The 16,912-nt window shown below is 64.2% G+C and carries 24 protein-coding genes and 1 pseudogene; 24 read left to right on the top strand and 1 reads right to left on the bottom strand.

What is annotated here, in order from left to right; genetic code table 11:
• Positions 1-56 precede the first annotated feature (56 nt).
• The 13 genes and pseudogenes from IEX64_RS10185 (at position 57) to IEX64_RS10130 (ending at position 6,666) form a co-directional block, all read left to right on the top strand.
• On the top strand, positions 57-215 hold the full coding sequence (locus tag IEX64_RS10185; protein ID WP_188819558.1) for a hypothetical protein: 159 nt from the start codon (positions 57-59) through the stop codon (positions 213-215).
• A complete protein-coding gene (locus IEX64_RS10180) occupies positions 208-657 on the top strand; it encodes a hypothetical protein (RefSeq protein WP_188819557.1) in 450 nt (149 codons plus the stop codon). Before IEX64_RS10185 ends, IEX64_RS10180 begins: the two co-directional genes overlap by 8 nt.
• A 2-nt stretch (positions 658-659) precedes the next feature.
• Positions 660-893: a hypothetical protein gene (locus IEX64_RS10175; protein WP_188819556.1), complete on the top strand. Its 234-nt coding sequence runs from the start codon at positions 660-662 to the stop codon at positions 891-893.
• Positions 894-902: 9 nt separating this feature from the next.
• Positions 903-1,634, top strand: coding sequence for a helix-turn-helix domain-containing protein (locus tag IEX64_RS10170; RefSeq protein ID WP_188819555.1), 732 nt, complete (start codon positions 903-905; stop codon positions 1,632-1,634).
• Positions 1,634-2,077: a hypothetical protein gene (locus IEX64_RS10165; protein ID WP_188819554.1), complete on the top strand. Its 444-nt coding sequence runs from the start codon at positions 1,634-1,636 to the stop codon at positions 2,075-2,077. Before IEX64_RS10170 ends, IEX64_RS10165 begins: the two co-directional genes overlap by 1 nt.
• 14 nt (positions 2,078-2,091) lie before the next feature.
• A pseudogene (locus IEX64_RS24885) lies at positions 2,092-2,595 on the top strand (hypothetical protein); the annotation flags it as partial.
• Between the two features lie 46 nt (positions 2,596-2,641).
• Positions 2,642-3,295, top strand: coding sequence for a hypothetical protein (locus tag IEX64_RS10160; protein WP_188819553.1), 654 nt, complete (start codon positions 2,642-2,644; stop codon positions 3,293-3,295).
• 2 nt (positions 3,296-3,297) lie between these two features.
• Positions 3,298-3,498, top strand: a complete 201-nt coding sequence (locus IEX64_RS10155) for a hypothetical protein (protein ID WP_188819552.1) — start codon at positions 3,298-3,300, stop codon at positions 3,496-3,498.
• The gene (locus IEX64_RS10150) at positions 3,498-3,797 is read left to right on the top strand and encodes a hypothetical protein (RefSeq protein WP_188819551.1); all 300 of its coding nucleotides are present in this window, start codon (positions 3,498-3,500) and stop codon (positions 3,795-3,797) included. Before IEX64_RS10155 ends, IEX64_RS10150 begins: the two co-directional genes overlap by 1 nt.
• A 24-nt stretch (positions 3,798-3,821) precedes the next feature.
• Positions 3,822-4,331 carry a hypothetical protein gene (locus tag IEX64_RS10145; protein WP_188819550.1) on the top strand — a complete coding sequence of 170 codons (510 nt, stop codon included), beginning with the start codon at positions 3,822-3,824 and terminating at the stop codon, positions 4,329-4,331.
• 15 nt (positions 4,332-4,346) lie between these two features.
• Positions 4,347-4,889, top strand: a complete 543-nt coding sequence (locus IEX64_RS10140; RefSeq protein ID WP_188819549.1) for a terminase small subunit — start codon at positions 4,347-4,349, stop codon at positions 4,887-4,889.
• Positions 4,886-5,197, top strand: a complete 312-nt coding sequence (locus IEX64_RS10135; RefSeq protein WP_188819548.1) for a hypothetical protein — start codon at positions 4,886-4,888, stop codon at positions 5,195-5,197. The genes IEX64_RS10140 and IEX64_RS10135 overlap by 4 nt, the downstream gene beginning before the upstream one ends.
• Positions 5,194-6,666, top strand: a complete 1,473-nt coding sequence (locus IEX64_RS10130) for a PBSX family phage terminase large subunit (protein WP_229710184.1) — start codon at positions 5,194-5,196, stop codon at positions 6,664-6,666. The genes IEX64_RS10135 and IEX64_RS10130 overlap by 4 nt, the downstream gene beginning before the upstream one ends.
• Here the strand turns inward: IEX64_RS10130 and IEX64_RS10125 are convergent.
• On the bottom strand, positions 6,638-6,817 hold the full coding sequence (locus IEX64_RS10125; protein ID WP_188819547.1) for a hypothetical protein: 180 nt from the start codon (positions 6,815-6,817) through the stop codon (positions 6,638-6,640). The genes IEX64_RS10130 and IEX64_RS10125 overlap by 29 nt on opposite strands.
• A gap of 28 nt (positions 6,818-6,845) precedes the next feature.
• On the opposite strand from IEX64_RS10125, the gene IEX64_RS10120 reads away from it, so the two are divergent.
• Genes IEX64_RS10120 through IEX64_RS10070 form a run of 11 tightly spaced genes read left to right on the top strand, consistent with a single transcriptional unit; the run spans position 6,846 to position 16,909 of the window.
• The gene (locus tag IEX64_RS10120) at positions 6,846-7,001 is read left to right on the top strand and encodes a hypothetical protein (RefSeq protein ID WP_188819546.1); all 156 of its coding nucleotides are present in this window, start codon (positions 6,846-6,848) and stop codon (positions 6,999-7,001) included.
• The gene (locus IEX64_RS10115) at positions 7,001-8,899 is read left to right on the top strand and encodes a phage portal protein (RefSeq protein ID WP_188819545.1); all 1,899 of its coding nucleotides are present in this window, start codon (positions 7,001-7,003) and stop codon (positions 8,897-8,899) included. The genes IEX64_RS10120 and IEX64_RS10115 overlap by 1 nt, the downstream gene beginning before the upstream one ends.
• Positions 8,899-9,702: a phage head morphogenesis protein gene (locus IEX64_RS10110; RefSeq protein ID WP_229710183.1), complete on the top strand. Its 804-nt coding sequence runs from the start codon at positions 8,899-8,901 to the stop codon at positions 9,700-9,702. The genes IEX64_RS10115 and IEX64_RS10110 overlap by 1 nt, the downstream gene beginning before the upstream one ends.
• Before the next feature lie 52 nt (positions 9,703-9,754).
• A complete protein-coding gene (locus IEX64_RS10105) occupies positions 9,755-12,103 on the top strand; it encodes a hypothetical protein (RefSeq protein WP_188819544.1) in 2,349 nt (782 codons plus the stop codon).
• Entirely contained in the window at positions 12,100-12,858 is a 759-nt protein-coding gene (locus tag IEX64_RS10100; protein ID WP_188819543.1) for a hypothetical protein, read from the top strand. The genes IEX64_RS10105 and IEX64_RS10100 overlap by 4 nt, the downstream gene beginning before the upstream one ends.
• A gap of 10 nt (positions 12,859-12,868) precedes the next feature.
• Positions 12,869-13,291 (top strand): hypothetical protein, encoded by a 423-nt coding sequence (locus IEX64_RS10095; RefSeq protein WP_188819542.1) that lies wholly within the window; start codon positions 12,869-12,871, stop codon positions 13,289-13,291.
• Complete coding sequence (locus tag IEX64_RS10090) at positions 13,288-13,890, top strand: lysozyme (protein ID WP_229710182.1); 603 nt, start codon at positions 13,288-13,290, stop codon at positions 13,888-13,890. Before IEX64_RS10095 ends, IEX64_RS10090 begins: the two co-directional genes overlap by 4 nt.
• Positions 13,887-14,258: a hypothetical protein gene (locus tag IEX64_RS10085; RefSeq protein ID WP_188819541.1), complete on the top strand. Its 372-nt coding sequence runs from the start codon at positions 13,887-13,889 to the stop codon at positions 14,256-14,258. Before IEX64_RS10090 ends, IEX64_RS10085 begins: the two co-directional genes overlap by 4 nt.
• The gene (locus IEX64_RS10080) at positions 14,258-14,884 is read left to right on the top strand and encodes a hypothetical protein (protein ID WP_188819540.1); all 627 of its coding nucleotides are present in this window, start codon (positions 14,258-14,260) and stop codon (positions 14,882-14,884) included. The genes IEX64_RS10085 and IEX64_RS10080 overlap by 1 nt, the downstream gene beginning before the upstream one ends.
• Positions 14,885-14,943: 59 nt before the next feature.
• Positions 14,944-16,215, top strand: a complete 1,272-nt coding sequence (locus tag IEX64_RS10075; protein WP_188819539.1) for a DUF2213 domain-containing protein — start codon at positions 14,944-14,946, stop codon at positions 16,213-16,215.
• A 4-nt stretch (positions 16,216-16,219) separates the two neighbouring features.
• On the top strand, positions 16,220-16,909 hold the full coding sequence (locus IEX64_RS10070; RefSeq protein WP_188819538.1) for a structural cement protein Gp24: 690 nt from the start codon (positions 16,220-16,222) through the stop codon (positions 16,907-16,909).
• Positions 16,910-16,912 lie beyond the last annotated feature (3 nt).

The raw sequence follows: 16,912 nt of genomic DNA, 5'->3' as shown, positions 1-16,912 counted from the left end.
CGATGCTCGTCCTGTCGGGCGCGCTGATCGCCTGCGCCCTGCGGAGGGCCGCATAGATGGCCACGAAAGCCGACTTCCGCCGCGCAATCGTCCGCACTGCAGCACTGGCCCACTGGCGCCATCACTTCACCGCGTGCGCGCATCCCGCGAACGACGATGCTGCGGTGCAAGGCGAGTTTCAGAAATTTCATACCACGGGAATATACTATGTCTAACCCGACAATCGCCGGGAAACGACCGGCCTATTCCGCTTCCAACGCACTTGCAGCATTGGGCCGGGCTATCTCCGAGATCAAAGCCGAAGACGGCCTGACATGGTCCGATGTGGGCGCAATCCTCGGCGTTTCCGACGATCAGGCCTCGAAATATGCCGAGGGCACCGCGACCATGAACGCCGTCACCTTCGGTCGCGGCAAGCGGGAGTGGAACGGACGGTTCACAGGGTACTTCGACCGCCTGTGCGTCGAGAGCCGCCCCGGATCCGTGGATGACCGTCTCGCCGCGCATAGCGTGCTGCAGGCGGCAATGACGCTCTCGGACGCCCTGACCAAGAGCGACGAAATCCCGCTCGAGATGATCCGCGCCAACCGCGCCGTGCTCGAAAACGCGCGCGATGCGATCGAGGAGCAGCTTTCCAAACTTCGCCCGGCGGCTTGACCATGCTGACCGACGATCAGGACCATCTCCGCAAGGCCCTGACGGCCGCCGAACCGACGCTTGAGCGGCACGAGGAGATCGTCGCCTGCGCTGAACGCCGGGTGCGCCGAGCCTCCGAACGCCTCGACCGGGCCCAGACCGAACTCGCTGAGGCCGCCGAAGCGCTCATCACGGCGCGCGAGGCCCGGACCGAATGGATCGCGAACAACCCCGATCCGCAACTCATGATGCTGTGAGGCCCGTACATGAAGATTTGCGACATCTGCAGGCGCCCGATCAAGGCGGAAACGAAAGGGGGCCTGTGCGTCACGCACCACAACGAGGCCCGCACGGTCAATCGGCTGTTGAACGAAGCCAGGATCGTGACGATGCTTTCCGCCGGGCTACCCGTCGCCCAGGTGGCTCGTGAGCTAGGCCTGTCCGACTATACTGTGCGCCGCTGCGCCGAGAACAACATGCCCCCGCGTGTCCGGACGCGCCGAATGGCCGACATTCTCGCAGCCGCTGCCTACCATGCCAACGTCACGGTGGCCGATATCAAGGGGCCTTCGCGCAAGCGCCCCATTGTGATGATCCGTCACGCGGTCTGCCTGATCGGGGCGGAGTGCTACCATAGCCAACCCCAGATAGCCCGAGCGGTATGCCGCAAGGACCATACGACCGTTCTGAGCAGCATTCGGCGCGCGCGTGATCTGGAGGCATCGCGCCCCGACTACGCAGATTTTCTCGATGCCGTGCGCACCAAGCCGATTGAAGAGGCGCCTACCGAAACGACACCGCCGGAAACGGTGCCGAACGAACGCAAGCTTCTCGTTTGTCGCCCCATTGCTCCACCGGCCATCTCTTACAAACCGTCGATCAAACCGAGGAACGACTTTTCCTCACAAGGCGAAGAGCAGGACGATTCCCACCGGTTCCACGCCGATATCGGCAAAGGCTCGCAGACGCTCCTCGCGGCGCTGAGGGCGGCTGCCTGATGCCAACGCCTGCCTTCCTCGTGCGCCTGATGCAGTACCGGGGCCTCTCGCGCTCCGTCCGGATCGGACCGGAGGATAGCGAGTGCCTGGCGTTCGCGACCGAGCTTCGCGCCGCAGCGCTGGAGGGGCGGTTGCGGGCCGTGTTCACCCACCCGGCGAATGAACTCGCCGGCATGGTGCGCAAGGGGCCCGGAGGCAAGGTCATCGTGCCCGCACAGGTCGCCCTCGCCCGTGCGCTGGGTCTGATCACCGGCACGGCGGACTACCTGTTCATGATGTGCGACAGCTCGCTCGCCATCGAGTTCAAATCGAAGAACGGCAGCATGACGGAGGGGCAGAAGGACTTCCGCGACTGGTGCGAGGCCATGGGCGTGCCGCACCATGTCGTGCGCAGCGCCGAGGGCGGGTTGCAGATCCTGCGGGATGCGGGGGTGCTGTCGTGAAGGTGTCGGAACTCATGCAGGCCATGAGCGATGCGGGCGCGCCCATGGAGGCAATCCTCATCGCCGTTCGGGCCATCGAAGAAGCCGAGCAACGCGCAGGCATGGCCTTGGAAGAGCTCGAGGCGAAGCGCACGGCCGCCCGGGACAAGAAGCGCCGCCAGCGCTCGATGTCCCGGGACAAATCCGATGATGTCCCGGGACCGTCCCGGGACACAGACGGGACAGTACCGGGACCGTCCGGGGACTGTCCCGATCAGCCCTCCCTTTCCCGCCCCCCCAATGAAAATAATTCTAACCCCCCCACCCATACCCACCCGGAATGTGAATCCCCGCGCACGCGTAAGGCCGACCCGTTCCCTCGTCCGGAGTGGGCAGACCCGGCAGTGTGGTCCGATCTCCTGAAAAACCGGAAGTCCAAGCGGCTGACCAACACCGCCACGGCGCACACCAAGTTCATCCGGGACCTGATGGCCATGGTCGACGACGAATGGCCACCCGGCCGCCTGCTGGAAGCCATCGTCGCCCGAGGATGGGGCGGAGCCTACGACCCGAGAGAAACCCGAAATGACCGACAGTCTCAGCAACAGCCCGTTTCACGATCTGCCGGCCCGCGTGGCGAGCGGCCAAATCCCTGCCTCGACATGTTCCTCGCCGCCGAGCAGGAAATCCGTGCCACCGCAGATTCGGACGCTGATTGGCAGCCTCGGTCTTCGCTACGAGCCCTCCCGTCAAGCTGACCTGCAGGCCCATGGCGCACGCATCGCCTTGCTCTCCGAGGACATGGCCGAAGCCAATCCCGACCTGCTGGCCCGCGCGATCGAGCGCTGGGTTCACGTCAAGCCGTACCTGCCCAAGGCCAGCGAGTTGCACGCCATCATCGAGGACATGCAGGCTGCCCAAGCACCCGGCGCATTCTGCGACCTCGAGCGGATGGTCGAGGATGGCAACCGAGAGGCTCGCGCCAAGGGCATGGATTGGTTCTTCCGCATCGCGGTTCGCCACATGCCTGACGGCTCGCGCCAGCGCTACGTCGAGCGGCTCGAAGGCTGGCGCGCCGAGGAAGCCCGCCGCACCGATGCCGGGGAGCGGTCCGGATACTGGAAGCCGGAACCGGGCGAGGTCGAGGACATCAACATCCGTGTGTCGCGCTTCGTCTCGGAGGGCTGGTCCCAGCACGAGTTCAACGAGCATGTTCGCCGCACCGGCGGGAACATCTGACCATGCCGCCCGACCTCTTCGCCCCGGCCTCGACCACGCATCATCGCGGCGGCAACGGCACCGTCCTCGGCCTGATCCAGAACGCCCGCGAAGGCCGCTGCGCGTTCACCCGCGTCGAGCTCAGGGCCGGGATCAGGGAGGGCCGGTTCACGGACCTGCACCGGGACCTGATCGAGAACGCGCTGCAGGAGGCGGGGCTGTAATGATCCGTGTCACCGCCCATGCCATCGCCCGCGCCATGGAACGGATCCCTGGCCTCAAGTCCGAGGCGCAGGCGCTCGCTCTGCTCAAGAGCGCGGCGGTGACAGCAGCGGTCGACTTCGCGCCGCGCGGCTCGATCTACATCCGCCTCGCCAGCGGCAATCGCATCGCGGTCGAGGACGGCAACGTCGTGACGGTCCTGCCGTCGCACATGAATATCCGCAAGCTGAGCTCCGAAGCGCATCGCTACCGCCAGCGCGTGCGGGCCGAGATCATCGCAAACTGGAGCAAGAGGGGCTGAATGTACGCAAGGGGAGCCATAGCCATGAAAGAGACCACACCGCCGGCCAGCTTTCGGGGGCACCACTGCGTCGATTGCGGCACGCCGATCAGCCCGTATTCTCGCGGTCGGTGCAGGTCCTGCGGATACAAGGGGTTGAAGCGCGAGGCCCCCGACGACTTCGCGAAGGTCGTGCGGGTCATGGGATCGCAGGGCGCGGCCCGGCACTACCACACCTCGCTCAGCACCGTGACGCGCTGGCGCCGTGAAATGGGCATGGTGAAGCACGAGCGCGCCAAGCGGCCCAGCTTCTCGGGCGGCGGCACGTTCCGGACACGCGGTTTCGTGGAGCGCCCACTCATGACCAACCGCGACTTCACGCTGGCGGGACAGGCGGCCGAGTTCCTGCGGCACTACGGTTCGGTCTACCGCTGCGATGCCAGCGGCAAGCCCAATGCGAAGGGCACGCACTGGAAACGCAACTTCTCGATCCTGAGCGATGACCAGATTGTGAGCCGGGCCAAGCGCCTCGGTTTCGAGCCGTTCGACGTTTGAGGATAGGCTGAGATTATGACGCCGAAACAGCAGCGCTTTGTCGAGGAATACCTCGTCGACCTGAACGGAACGCAGGCAGCGATCCGGGCGGGCTACAGCGCGCGCACTGCAGAATCCCAGGCATCGCGCCTGTTGAGGAATGCCAAGGTTCTGGACGCCGTTGCAGCGGCCCAAGCCGAACGCTCCGAGCGCACCGCTATCGACGCCGAATGGGTGCTCCGGCGCCTCGCGATGGAAGCAGAGGCGGACCTCGGCGATCTGTACGATGCGGAGGGTACGCTCAAGCCGATCGGAGAATGGCCGCTGATCTGGCGGCAAGGCCTCGTTGCCGGGATCGACGTCGAGGAAATCCGCGTCGAGGGCGTGACCATCGGCAATGTGCGCAAGCTCAAGCTGTCCGACCGCGTGAAGCGGCTCGAGCTCATCGGCAAGCATGTCGACGTGAACGCCTTCAAGGAGAACCTCGACCACCGATCCAGCGACGGCAGCATGTCCCCGCCGAGCTTGAAGGACTTCTACGGCGGGATGGGCAAAGCCGATGAAGGGAGGGACGGGTGACCGACCATTTCTTTGACGGTGACGATCAGCACTTGGACCCCGTGGTCAAAGAGAAGGCATTGGCTCTTGCTCTCAGGCGCGGCGGGCAAACGACGCCAGTCAGCAGTTATGACATCGATCACGCTCGGGAGATCGTGACTGGAGAGGTGAACGAGATCGCGAAATTGCGCGAGCGTCTCGCTGATGCTCATAAGGCACTGCGTTCCATCGCCGAAGGCAGCCTCGGCGACCTGCCTTGGCAGGCAAATTATGACACGATCCGCACCGTAGCGAGGAACGCCCTTCCGGAAGATCAGCGAAGCCCGTGACCACCCTCCCCGGCATCGGCCACAACGGCGGCCCGACGCTCAATCCCGTCCTGCAACCCTTCTGGCTCGCGGCAACAAACGAACGCAACGAGCCGATCCGCAACCGCGTGCTCTACGGCGGCCGTGCATCGTCGAAGTCATGGGACGCGGCAGGCTTCGCGATCTTCCTCGCCTGCAACGTCAAGGTGCGCGTGCTCTGCGCCCGCCAGTTCCAGAACAAGATCGACGAATCCGTCTACGCCCTGCTCGTGGTGCAGATCGATCGCTTCGGGCTGCGCGACCAGTTCAGGATCCTCGACAACCGCATCATCCACAAGCGCACGGGCAGCGAGTTCCTGTTCTACGGCCTGTGGCGGCACATCAACGAGATCAAGTCGCTTGAGGGCATTGATATCTGCTGGCTCGAAGAAGCGCACGCGCTGACCGAGGAGCAGTGGAAGGTGCTGGAACCGACCGTCCGCAAGGAGGGCTCGCAGTTCTGGGTCATCTTCAACCCGATGCTGTCCACGGACTTCGCCTGGCGCCGGTTCGTGGTGAACCCGCCACCGGGCACGATCAAGCGGCTGATCAACTATACCGAGAACCCCTTCCTCTCGCAGACCATGCTCGACGTGATCGCGGCGGCCCGCGCCGAGGACGAGGAGGAGTTCGAGCACATCTACCTCGGCGTGCCGCGTGACGACGACGACGCGGTTGTCATCAAGCGCTCTTGGATCATGGCCTGCATTGATGCGCACAAGGTGCTGCGGATCGAACCGGCCGGGAGCAGGCGCGTCGGGTTCGACGTGGCCGACGATGGCCCCGACCGCAACGCGCTCATCCTCTCCCACGGATCGCTCGCCATGCAGTCCGATCTGTGGAAGGGCGGTGAGGACGAACTCCTCAAGTCGGCAACGCGGGCGTGGAACCTGTGTCAGGAGAACGAGGCCGATCTCGTGTACGACAGCATCGGCGTGGGCGCTGGTGTCGGCGCGAAGATCAACGAACTGAACGCGGCCCAGCACGAGGCGCACCGCAAGTTCCATGTCAGGCACACCGGCTTCAACGCAGGCGGCGCAGTGGACAAGCCCGATGCGGTCTACGCTCGCTCACACCCGCCGCGCACGAACAAGGACATGTTCTCGAACATCAAGGCGCAGGCATGGTGGGGTGTGGCCGACCGTGCCCGCAACACGTACAACGCGGTGAAGAACGCGGGGCCCGATCCGTGCCAGATCGATCAGGGCGAGCTCCTGTTCATCGATGGCGATATGGCGAACCTGTCGAAGCTGATCGACGAACTGTGCACGCCGAAGCGCGACTTCGACAATGCGGGGCGGGTGAAGGTCGAGAGCAAGAAGGACCTCGCCAAGCCGAACCGCGAAGGCGGCCCGCGCCCCTCGCCAAACCTGGCCGATGCGTTCGTGATGTCGCAGCTACCCGGCGCGCGGGCGATGAAGATCAATCCTGAGGTGCTTCGGGCGGCGTAGGCTCGTCCTCGCCCTCCGGCAGTTCGATACCGGCCTCGCGCATCTGCCGCATGATCTCGGCCCGCTCCACCGCGGCAATCGCTTCATCCAGCAGGTCTGCAAGACTCACCACCATGGCCGGTGCATAGCATAGGGCCGCGCCCGCTAACATGGACCTTACACCGTCGCAGTGAGGGACCATGGCAAAGATCGAAGCGACCATCCGCTACCGGTTCACCGTTCGCGCCCGGTTGATGTTGTGGGCCTGCAAGGCGGCGGCACGGCTCGGCATCCCCATCGACCTTGATGCCGCTGGCAAGGCAATCGTCTCCAAGATGCGCCTCGAGGTGCGCTGATGTTCGAGCGCATCAAGGCCGCGTGGCGCGCGTTCTGGTACGGCACCGCCGCACCCGTCGCGGTCGTGGAAGAGCCCGCCCCCGACATGCGTATCAGCAATGCGGTGATGTGGGAGGCATCGCGCCACGGCGCCCCGGCTGTCATGCCGGATAAGGTGTTCCAGCGCCCCGCACCGCTGCCCGGCGTGCTTCCGGCCGGGATGGCGCTCGACGCGGCCCTGCCCTCGGTCGATGTGCTCAATGCCTACGCGATGGAGCAGATGTTCCACGAGGGCCTTGGTTTCCTCGGCTATCCCTATCTCGCCGAACTGTCCCAGCGCGCCGAATATCGCACCATCGCCTCGATCTGGGCCGAGCACTGCACGCGCAAGTGGATCCGGATCAAGGGCGACGACGAGAAGGTCAAGGAGCTCGAATCCGCTCTCGACGACCTGAAGGTGCGCGACCTGTTCCGGGAAGCCATCGAGAAGGAATGCCTTTTCGGGCGCATGCAGATGTTCCTCGACTTCGGCGATTGGGACGATGACATCGAGATGGCCGCGCCGCTTGCCATGAAGGCGGAGAAGATCGGCCCGACCCGTCCGCTCAAGCGCATCGGCATGATCGAGCCGATGTGGAGCTACCCCGGCCCGTACAACGCCCAGAACCCGCTCGCGCCGAGCTTCTACAAGCCATCGACCTGGTATGTGTCGGGGCGCACGGTACATGCGAGCCGCATGCTGACCCTCGTGGGCCATTCCGTCCCGAACATGCTCAAGCCCGCCTATGCCTTCGGCGGCCTCGCCCTGACCCAGCTCTGCAAGCCCTATGTCGACAACTGGCTGCGCACCCGGCAGGACGTGTCCGACCTCGTGCATGCCTTCTCGGTCATGGTGCTCAAGACAGACATGGGCCAGGTCCTGCAGGGCGGCCCGGGCGACAATCTGTTCACGCGCATCGATCTGTTCAACAAGATGCGCGACAACCGCGGCACCTTCGTCGTCGACAAAAACTCCGAAGAGTTCGAGAACGTCTCCGCACCGATTGCCGGTCTGCACGAGTTGCAGGCGCAGTCGCAGGAGCACATGTCCAGCGTCTCGGGCATTCCGCTCGTCATCCTGCTCGGGATCACGCCATCTGGCCTCAATGCCTCCTCCGAGGGCGAAATCCGCGTTTTCTACGACCGCATCATGGCATACCTGCAGCGCGTCGTTGCCGAGCCCATGCTCACAATCATGGACGCGGTGCAGTTTTCCCTTTGGGGTAAGATCGACCCGGAAATCACCTTCGAGTTCGAATCCCTCTGGGAGATGAGCGACAAGGACAAGGCGGACATCCGCAAGTCCGATGCGGAGGCCGATGCCATCTACATCGATGCGGGCGTTGTCGATGCCGAGGAGGTCCGCGAGCGGCTGCGCAACGATGAGACGTCGCTGTATCATGGCGTGGACCTGACCGGCCCCGCACCCGAGCCGGAGGTCGACGATATCGACATCGACACAAACGCTGGCGGCCGCACCAGCGAGGAGCGCGATCCCTTCAGCGCAATGGATGAACGCACCACACATGCCGCCGGCGTTATGTGCGCCCTGCCCGATGGCCGGATGCTCTTCCTGCGCCGAAGCGGTGACGCCGCATCGCACCCGGGAACGTGGTGCTGGCCGGGCGGCAGTATCGACGAGGGCGAAGACGCATACGAGGCGGCGATGCGCGAGTTGCGCGAGGAGACGGGGTTCGACGATGTCCTGCTCGGCAACCCTGTCGACATTCGCGATGGTTTCGTCACCTACCGTGCCGACCTGCCCGCCCCCTTCGATCCGGAACTGAACGGCGAGCATGACGACGCGGTCTGGGCTCATCCGCTCGACGTGCCCGGCCCCCTGCACCCCGGAGTGGCAGCCACGCTCAAGGCGCTCTGATGCCCCGCCGCGGCAAACCCCTCACCCTGCGGCCAATTCGCCCCGCAGCCCCGATCCGCGAGAAGTACGAGGCCCGGCTCAAGGCGGCCGTGGATCAAATGCACCGCAGCATTGCGCGCGAGATTGCCGCCGAGTGGCGCCGCAACACGCCCGAGACGGTCATGTTCGGTGAGGATGAGACCTCGGCATCCGCGATGCAGAAGGTCATGAACCAGCTGTCGCGATCATGGCTCAAGCGCTTCGACGAACTGTCCGAAAACCTCGCCGACTACTTCGCCAAGGCGGTGTTCGCCCGTTGCGACCGCACCCTGCAGGCAGACCTGCGAAAGGGTGGCTTCTCGGTGCGCTTCAAGATGACCAAGCCGATGCGCGATGCCTATGCCGCGATCCGGGCTGAGAATGTCGGCCTGATACGCTCGGTCGCGGAGCAGCACCTCTCCAAGGTCGAGACGCTGGTCATGCAGTCGGTCAGCCGTGGCCGCGACCTCAAGACGCTCACGAGCGAGCTCACCAAGCAGACGGGCATCTCCAAGCGCCGGGCGGCCAACATCGCCCTGCATCAGAACAACATGGCCACTTCGACCATGCGCAGCGTTCGCGAGCGCGAACTCGGCATCACCGAAGGCGAGTGGGTCCACAGCGGCGCGGGCAGACATCCACGGCCCGCGCACAAGGCGTTTTCCGGCAAGCGCTTCAAGCTGTCGGAGGGTCACGACTTTGGCGACGGGTTCGGCAAGGTGCTGCCCGGACAAGCCATAAATTGCCACTGCACCTGGCGAGCGATCGTGCCCGGCTTCGATTGATGCCACGCGCTCTGCGTCCCCCGTATCCTGAGATTACGGAGGTACCTCACGCATGGCGTCCACTCTCGTCGATCTTGTTAAAATCTCGTCCGCCAGCACAGGGACGGGGGCAATTTCGCTCGGCCCGGCGGTCCAAGGGTATCGCGGCATCGAAGCCCTGACGAATGGCGAGGTGTACAGCTATTCGATCCAGGACGGGAGCGCATGGGAGTTCGGACGCGGAACTTTCCTATCCGATTCCAGCCAGTTCATCAGGACGCCCATAGATTCGTCGGACGGCGGCGCTGCGATCAACATCAAGGCCAACTCGCAGATTTCCTTCGTGGCATTGTCGGAAGACCTCGACGCGGTACAGCTGAGCAACAACGCGCTCGCAGCGGCGTCGCAGACCCAGGTCGATGCGGCGCAAGTAGCTCAGGATCGCGAAGTGGTCGAAGCGGCTGCCGCGAACGTTACCAGCGGCGAGCCCGCCTATCCGAACGCCTACGCCACTACCTTGCCTCTCGGTGTGACCTATCTCAGCGATGATGGCCTCGGTTCGGGAACTGGAGGAACGCCCGGCACGTATGAGGGCGGTGTGTCTGGGGGGCCTTCCGGTTTCGCATGGACCTACGATATCGGCGACGACGGATCGATTGCGGACTACCGCATCACAAATCGAGGTCTTTCGACTTCGAGCACCGCGCCGACACTGTCCTATCCCAGCGGCTCCATAACCGGCGCGACTGTGCCGACCGCTTCTGTGGGAAGCCGAGTTGGTGAAGGCGACCGTTACTGGGCTGTGTCCGACGACGGCGCCACTCTGGACATGTGGACGAATGACGGGACCAGCACGCCCGCAGCCGTGCTTGATCCCAATGGCGATCAAATCAAGCTGTATGTGGCCTCTGGCCTCGATGGGCTCGCCTCACTTTTCACCGCATCCATCGACGCGAGCTTCTCTCCACCGAACTACGCGGTTCCGCTCGTCATCGACGCCGATGGCAATATTCCGATTTGGCTCTTGAAAGGCCTCCTCGATGGAACCGGTATCGGGCCCAACATCCGCGGCATCATCGCAGGTGACATCGCGGGCGCAGTAGACGGGTCCATCGACCGCAGCTTCGCACCCCCGAATTACGTCGTCCCGCTCGTCATCGACGCCGATGGCAATATTCCGGTATGGCTGCTTAACGGCAACCTAGATGCGACCGGAATTGGCCCGCAGATGATTTCGGTCATCAAGTCGGAGTTGAAGGTTGCCCCGGAAGACTTCGCGCTGCGCAATTCCCCGACTACTGCCACCGCGCCTGTCGTCACGGACGGGCGCACGCTGTGGAAGGCGCGCGGCAAACTAGCGACGTTGGCGAATGGCGGCACTGCGCTGCTCAGTATTGTGCTGACCGGTAACAGCTGGTCCGAACAGCTTCCTATCGCCACGGGCATGCGCACCTATCTGGAGCGGCTAGGCTACACCTGTGCTGGGCCGGGCTGGATCTATGTCCGCCCCGGCGATGGGATCGACGACAACCAGTGGCCCGAGGTCAACCTGTCCTTCTCGGCGGGATGGTCGCTTTGGGACGTGGTCGATGCCGGCCCGCCCGACACTTACGGCTGCGGACCGGATGGCCACGCGCTCTGGGCCACCGGGACGACAGCAACACTCGACCTGACGGCAGAGGGCACGGACTTCCGCATCTTCTACCGCAAGACGCTGGGCGCCTTCGTGTGGTCGACCGATGGCGGGATAACGTGGTCCGACCCGGTGACCGGCGACGGTTCGGGCGATCTTGGCATCGTGCATATCGAGGGCCTGGGCTCGGGCCAGCACACGCTGAAAATCGCGTTGACGGGTAACACCGATACCGTGGTGCTCTACGGCTTCCATGCGATCGACACGACGGTTTCGGGCTTCGTGATCAACAAGATGGGCAACGGCGGCGCTGCCGGGAACGATTATCTGCTCTGGGCCGACGACTACATCCAACCCTGTGCAGCCGAGATCGGCGCCGATGTCATCATAGACAACACGGTCGCCAACGATTTCCGCCTCGCCACATCGAACGGCGTGGCGAACACCCCAGACACCTGCGCGGCCGCTGCCGATGCCGTCGCAAGCAACTGGCAGGCGGCTTGCCCGGGAGCGGCGGTCATAACCGTGTGCCCCTCCTTGCTCAACGCCGCCGCAGGCAGCGGGTACGAGATCCCGGCCTATCGCGACGCGCTTTACAAGGCCTGCATCACGTACGGTCGCGAGTTCGCGAACCTGTGCGACACCTGGGGTGGCTGGGCCGACGAAAACGCCAATGGCCAGTACGCTGCCGGCGCGCTCGGCAACCTGCATCCCGGCGACATCGGCGGTTATCGCATCGGCCGCTTTCTCATCTCCACATTCCCGAATCCGGAAAGGCTTAGCGCATGAGTGCGATTCTGAAGCAGGCGGACGTGTCACTGCCGGGTACCGGCCATGGCAAGCCGATCAACGCGAAGCAGGTGGTCATGCCTGTTGTAACCGGCCTTGCCCTACATGCTCTTTTCGGCGGCGCGGATACCCTGTCTCGCTTGAACCGGGTTGATGGCGAATTGCTCGAAAAGACGGGCGTGCCGACACTCACCGACATCGGCGCATCGTTCACCCCGATGTCGAAATACTACGACAGCGGATTCGAGCCAGGGGCGGCTTGGACGGCAATTGTCGTCGCAAAGATGCCCGCCGCTGCCGAGGCTGCGAACCGGGGGCAAATTCTTCTCTCGAACCGTGCAGCCTCGGGTGACAGTCTTGTGCTCGATCTCAGCGGGACCGATCCACGGATCCTCGTCTACGGCAAGTACAGCACCGCAACTGCATCCAGCGCTTGGGTTATGGAGAACTCGACGCCCGGAGATTACAACATCTTCGCCGGCCGGATCGAGGCGACCGGGGAGCGCCAGGTCTGGTGGAGCCATGACGGCACCGTAGAAACGATCAGCAAATCAACTGCTGGAACCCGCGCTCCGGTTGCGGCGAACTTCCTGATCGGCAGCGCCTATTCCGTGCTGACTACGTTCAACGATCCCAACTCGGTGATCGGAGGCGTGTTCCTCTTCGATGGCGCGCTTTCCGATGCCGATATCGCATCGAACTTCGACGCCATCCGGACATTTTTTGCCGATGAGCTCGGCGTTTCCACGCTCTGAGTGGAACGGCATGGCGGACGCAACTTCCATCCTGTCGATGATCCCCTCGGCCCTGCCGGGGTGGATCGGCGCCGGCGCTGCTGCCGGGGGAGGCTTCGGCATCATCAAGTGGGTATTCGAGTACGTCGGGGGCCGAATGGACAAGAGGGCCGACCGGCTCGACGAAGACACGCGCTTCGTGATCGACAATCTGCGCGCAGAAGTGGAGCGTCTCAAGGACGAGCGGGTCGAAGATGCTCGGCGGCTCGATGATGCCTTCGCGCGTATCGACGAGATGCGCAGGGAACTCGACGACTGCAACCGCAAGCACGCCGAGGCCGAGGCACGGGTGAAGCACCTCGAGGCGATGCAGCAGGGATACGGGGATGCCCGGCAGCGAGTGCAGACCGAGCGCGCAGCCGAGATCGTGGAAATCAGGAAGGACCGTTCGTGACTACCTTTCAGCGCAAGCCGATTTTCGATGCCGCGCGCGTTCTTATGGGGCGCGGTTTTACACGGTCCGACATCGATCTGCTCGACGATGCGATTGATGAGGCGCTGGGTATCGAGAAGCCAAAGACTGGGGCGCGGCGCACATCCGCAGCGGGCATCGCCCTGATGCACAAGTGGGAGGGATGCGGGAAGCGCTGCGATGACGGTAGCCTGCAGGCCTATCCCGATCCCGGATCGAGCAACGGCAAGCCGTGGACCATCGGTTGGGGATCTACCGGCCCGGATATTGGGCCCGGCACGATCTGGACGCAGGCGCAGGCGGATGCGCGTTTTGAACGGGATCTGGTAAAGTTCGAGCGCGGTGTTTCCCTCGCCATCGGTGATGCCCTCACGACACAGAACCAGTTCGATGCGCTGGTATCGTTTCACTATAACACGGGCGAGATCGGTTCGGCGACGCTGACCAAGTTGCACGTTGCCGGGGACTATGCCGGGGCAGCCGCCGAGTTCGGCAAGTGGATCTACAACGACGGCAAGCCGATGAACGGCCTGCGAAACCGTCGCGCGGATGAAGCGGCGCTGTATCGGAGGGCGGCATGAAGCTGCCAACGATCCGCTGGCCGGACTGGCCGCCGCACGACTGGCGCGCATGGGCCGCCCTGCTCTCGGGCATTGCCGGCGGCGCGGCGCTAACCGTGTTCGCGGCATGGGTAGTGTGGATCATCGCCTTCTCGGATGAATGGTCGACCGCCACAGAGGCTGCGCGGGTCCAGATCCTCGGACGCGCACTGATGCTGCTCTTGGTGGGGATCGTCGCTGTCCTCATGGCCCAGGGGCTTGCAATCAACCGTCGCAAAATATCCATCGGAAAGAGCGGGATCATGATCGAGGGAGGCGGTGGTCCTGCTGCAGCCGCGATCGACAAAGCCCAACAGGCAGCGCGCTCGATGCCGGAAGGGGAAGCCTGATGCTCGAATGGATCATCGGCGCCCTTGGTGCCAGCGGGATAGCTGCCGCCATCGCTTTCGTTCCCGGCGCCAAGGCCATCGCCCTGCAGTTCATCGGCTTCGTGGCGGAGCTGGTGCGGCGCTACCCGTGGCAATGCGCGGTCATCGCCGCCCTGTGCTGGGGCGCGTGGCAGTGTCGCCGGGCGGAGGCGTGGCACGATCACTCCGAACGCGAGGCCGCCAATCATCGCGAAACGAAAGACCTGTTCGCCGATGCCCGCCGTGAATGGCTGGCACGCACCGTTGCCGCGACCAAGGCACGCATGGAAGCCGAACGCAAATCGAAGGAGACTGCCCATGACGCCCAAGCGCAATACGAAGTGCTGCTGGCCGATAACGATGGCCTGCGCGATTACATTGCTGCTCACCGCCTGCGGGACGGACGACGTCAAGAGCGTCCCCTGCCCGCCACCGGAGCCGACGAAGATCATGCTGCCGGCGTTCCTGCTGGCGCCGCCCCCGGCGCCCTCGTGGCGGTCAGTGAAGCCGACCTCGAGCGATGCGACGCCGACTACTCCTACGCCGCAGCCGCGCATCAGTGGGCCCAAGGACTGATCAACCAGAACCTGGCCGAAACAGCACCGTAAGTCCCGCCCCTCCGATACCCTGAGGTTACAGCCTCGGGGGCTGATCGGAGCGACTGCCAATGACCACCGTTCTTCTTGCCATGGACCGCGCATCGGTACGCCGCCGCGATGCGAACGGGTTCATGCACGTCGAGATCAGCAATATCTCGAAGGCGAACATCTGCCCGTACTACGGCAGCGAAATTCCGAACTGGCAGGCGCTGGGACTGGAAGCGGACCGCGTCTACCAGCTTTACCGGCACCCCGAAGAACTGGCCAAGGCTGCCGAGACGTTCAACAACGTCCCTCTGCTCTCAGAGCACCTGCCGGTCGTACCGCACGACCTGCCCGAAGATCTGATCATCGGCTCGACCGGCACGAACGCCAGCTTCGACGGCGAGTACCTCAGCAACAGCCTCGTTGTTTGGTGCGGCGAGCATCAAGAAGCCATCGAAACGCGGCGCCAGCGCGAGCTTTCCTGCGGCTATCGATACCGCGCCGACATGACCCCCGGCGTGACCGAAGAAGGTTTGCGTTACGACGGTGTAATGCGGGAGATCATAGGCAACCACGTTGCTTTGGTAATCGAAGGGCGAGCAGGCCCGGATGTTGTGGTCGGAGATGAACTGATGAAGCTCAAGTCGCGCACCGCGCTCATGATTTCGGGGGCCCTGCAGGCTCACATTCGCCCGCTCCTCGCAGCTGACGCGAAGGTCGACATTGCGCCGGCCCTTGCCGCTGCCGATGCCGCATCGCTCGCCATGGACGGAGCGCCCAAATCGCTTGCCGACAAGGTCGCCGTGATCGTGAAGCCGCACCTCGCTTCCGACAAGACGCTCGACAATGCCGCGCTCGCCAGCATCATCGGCTCGATCACGCCCCTCGCCCTCGACGAAGACAAGATCGAGGAAGCCGAGGACGAAGATGACGATGACGACAAGCAGGCGCAGGACGAGGATCCCGACGCCGAGAAGGACGACATCGCCGAGGACGAAGATGGCGAAGAAGAAGACGACGACAAGCCTGCGATGGACAGCGCATCGGTCCGCAAGCTGATATCCGATGCCGAGAAGCGCGGCGCCAAGCGCACCGCGGCCATCGAAATCGCCAAGGCTGACGTCAAGCCTCATGTCGGCGAAGTCATCGGCATGGACAGTGCCGAGGCGATCTACCGCTTCGCCCTCGACGAAGCCGGTGTCTCGACCAAGGGCGTCCATCCTAGCGCGCTCAAGGCCATGGTCGCCATGCTGCCCAAGCCCGGCACCGAAATGGCGCAGGACCGCAAGCAGCCGGTCATCGGCGGCAAGCTCGCCCAGATCGTCCCCAACCTTCCCAACATGATCCGGAGCTAAGGCAATGGCTTTCCAGACTTCCGTCGCGTCGCAGCAGAGCCCCGGCATCGAGGGCGGCTTCTATGGCGCAAACCCGCATTACACCCTGACCAATCCCGACGAGGGCATGTGGGTCGCTGGCCCCGATGGCGTGACCATCGGCCGCTTCGCATGGGCCAACACCGCCAACGGCCAGGTCTCTAGTGCTCACCCCGGCGTCACCACGGTTCGCGTCGGCTTCGTGCACCGCGATCAGAGCGCCGTTATCGCTGGCCTTCTGGTCGGCGCCTCGAACACTGTGGTTGCGGGTCAGGGCATCGATCTCGTGTCCGACGCGCCGGTCTGGGGTCGCTTCGCTGCGGGTGCGGTGATCGACCAGAAGGTCTATGCGAACTACGCCGATGGCGCGCTTGTCTCCGCGGCGACTGGCTCGGCTGCGACCGTCACTCGATCGGTCACCACGACCAACGGCTCGGCGAACATCAGCTACACCGGCGGCCAGATCTATGCCGGCCAGCCTGTGAGCGGCACGGGCATTCCGGCCGGCGCCTATATCGTCAGCGTCGATGCCGATGCGGGCACGGCCGTCATGAGCGCGAACGCTTCGGCCTCGGACACCGTGACCGGCACTTTCACCACCAATTACGAGACCGACTTCGTCGTCCGATCCACGGCCGGCGCGGGCGAGCTCGCCAAGATGAGCGTTCGGGGGTAACTG

Origin of the sequence: Novosphingobium indicum (genome assembly GCF_014645195.1) — a bacterium.
Lineage (GTDB): Bacteria > Pseudomonadota > Alphaproteobacteria > Sphingomonadales > Sphingomonadaceae > Novosphingobium > Novosphingobium indicum.
The sequence above is the reverse complement of the archived record's forward strand: the minus strand, read 5'-3'. Positions and strand labels throughout refer to the sequence as shown.

Excerpts from the sequence above, each read along its gene's own strand:
- IEX64_RS10140 (WP_188819549.1), top strand. The coding sequence starts at position 4,347 with ATGACGCCGAAACAGCAGCGCTTTGTCGAGGAATACCTCGTCGACCTG.
- IEX64_RS10165 (WP_188819554.1), top strand. The coding sequence starts at position 1,634 with ATGCCAACGCCTGCCTTCCTCGTGCGCCTGATGCAGTACCGGGGCCTC.
- IEX64_RS10085 (WP_188819541.1), top strand. The coding sequence starts at position 13,887 with ATGAAGCTGCCAACGATCCGCTGGCCGGACTGGCCGCCGCACGACTGG.
- IEX64_RS10080 (WP_188819540.1), top strand. The coding sequence starts at position 14,258 with ATGCTCGAATGGATCATCGGCGCCCTTGGTGCCAGCGGGATAGCTGCC.
- IEX64_RS10120 (WP_188819546.1), top strand. The coding sequence starts at position 6,846 with ATGGCAAAGATCGAAGCGACCATCCGCTACCGGTTCACCGTTCGCGCC.
- IEX64_RS10105 (WP_188819544.1), top strand. The coding sequence starts at position 9,755 with ATGGCGTCCACTCTCGTCGATCTTGTTAAAATCTCGTCCGCCAGCACA.
- IEX64_RS10110 (WP_229710183.1), top strand. The coding sequence starts at position 8,899 with ATGCCCCGCCGCGGCAAACCCCTCACCCTGCGGCCAATTCGCCCCGCA.
- IEX64_RS10075 (WP_188819539.1), top strand. The coding sequence starts at position 14,944 with ATGACCACCGTTCTTCTTGCCATGGACCGCGCATCGGTACGCCGCCGC.
- IEX64_RS10170 (WP_188819555.1), top strand. The coding sequence starts at position 903 with ATGAAGATTTGCGACATCTGCAGGCGCCCGATCAAGGCGGAAACGAAA.
- IEX64_RS10160 (WP_188819553.1), top strand. The coding sequence starts at position 2,642 with ATGACCGACAGTCTCAGCAACAGCCCGTTTCACGATCTGCCGGCCCGC.
- IEX64_RS10150 (WP_188819551.1), top strand. The coding sequence starts at position 3,498 with ATGATCCGTGTCACCGCCCATGCCATCGCCCGCGCCATGGAACGGATC.
- IEX64_RS10070 (WP_188819538.1), top strand. The coding sequence starts at position 16,220 with ATGGCTTTCCAGACTTCCGTCGCGTCGCAGCAGAGCCCCGGCATCGAG.
- IEX64_RS10125 (WP_188819547.1), bottom strand. The coding sequence starts at position 6,817 with ATGTTAGCGGGCGCGGCCCTATGCTATGCACCGGCCATGGTGGTGAGT.
- IEX64_RS10155 (WP_188819552.1), top strand. The coding sequence starts at position 3,298 with ATGCCGCCCGACCTCTTCGCCCCGGCCTCGACCACGCATCATCGCGGC.
- IEX64_RS10145 (WP_188819550.1), top strand. The coding sequence starts at position 3,822 with ATGAAAGAGACCACACCGCCGGCCAGCTTTCGGGGGCACCACTGCGTC.
- IEX64_RS10100 (WP_188819543.1), top strand. The coding sequence starts at position 12,100 with ATGAGTGCGATTCTGAAGCAGGCGGACGTGTCACTGCCGGGTACCGGC.
- IEX64_RS10180 (WP_188819557.1), top strand. The coding sequence starts at position 208 with ATGTCTAACCCGACAATCGCCGGGAAACGACCGGCCTATTCCGCTTCC.
- IEX64_RS10115 (WP_188819545.1), top strand. The coding sequence starts at position 7,001 with ATGTTCGAGCGCATCAAGGCCGCGTGGCGCGCGTTCTGGTACGGCACC.
- IEX64_RS10095 (WP_188819542.1), top strand. The coding sequence starts at position 12,869 with ATGGCGGACGCAACTTCCATCCTGTCGATGATCCCCTCGGCCCTGCCG.
- IEX64_RS10175 (WP_188819556.1), top strand. The coding sequence starts at position 660 with ATGCTGACCGACGATCAGGACCATCTCCGCAAGGCCCTGACGGCCGCC.
- IEX64_RS10185 (WP_188819558.1), top strand. The coding sequence starts at position 57 with ATGGCCACGAAAGCCGACTTCCGCCGCGCAATCGTCCGCACTGCAGCA.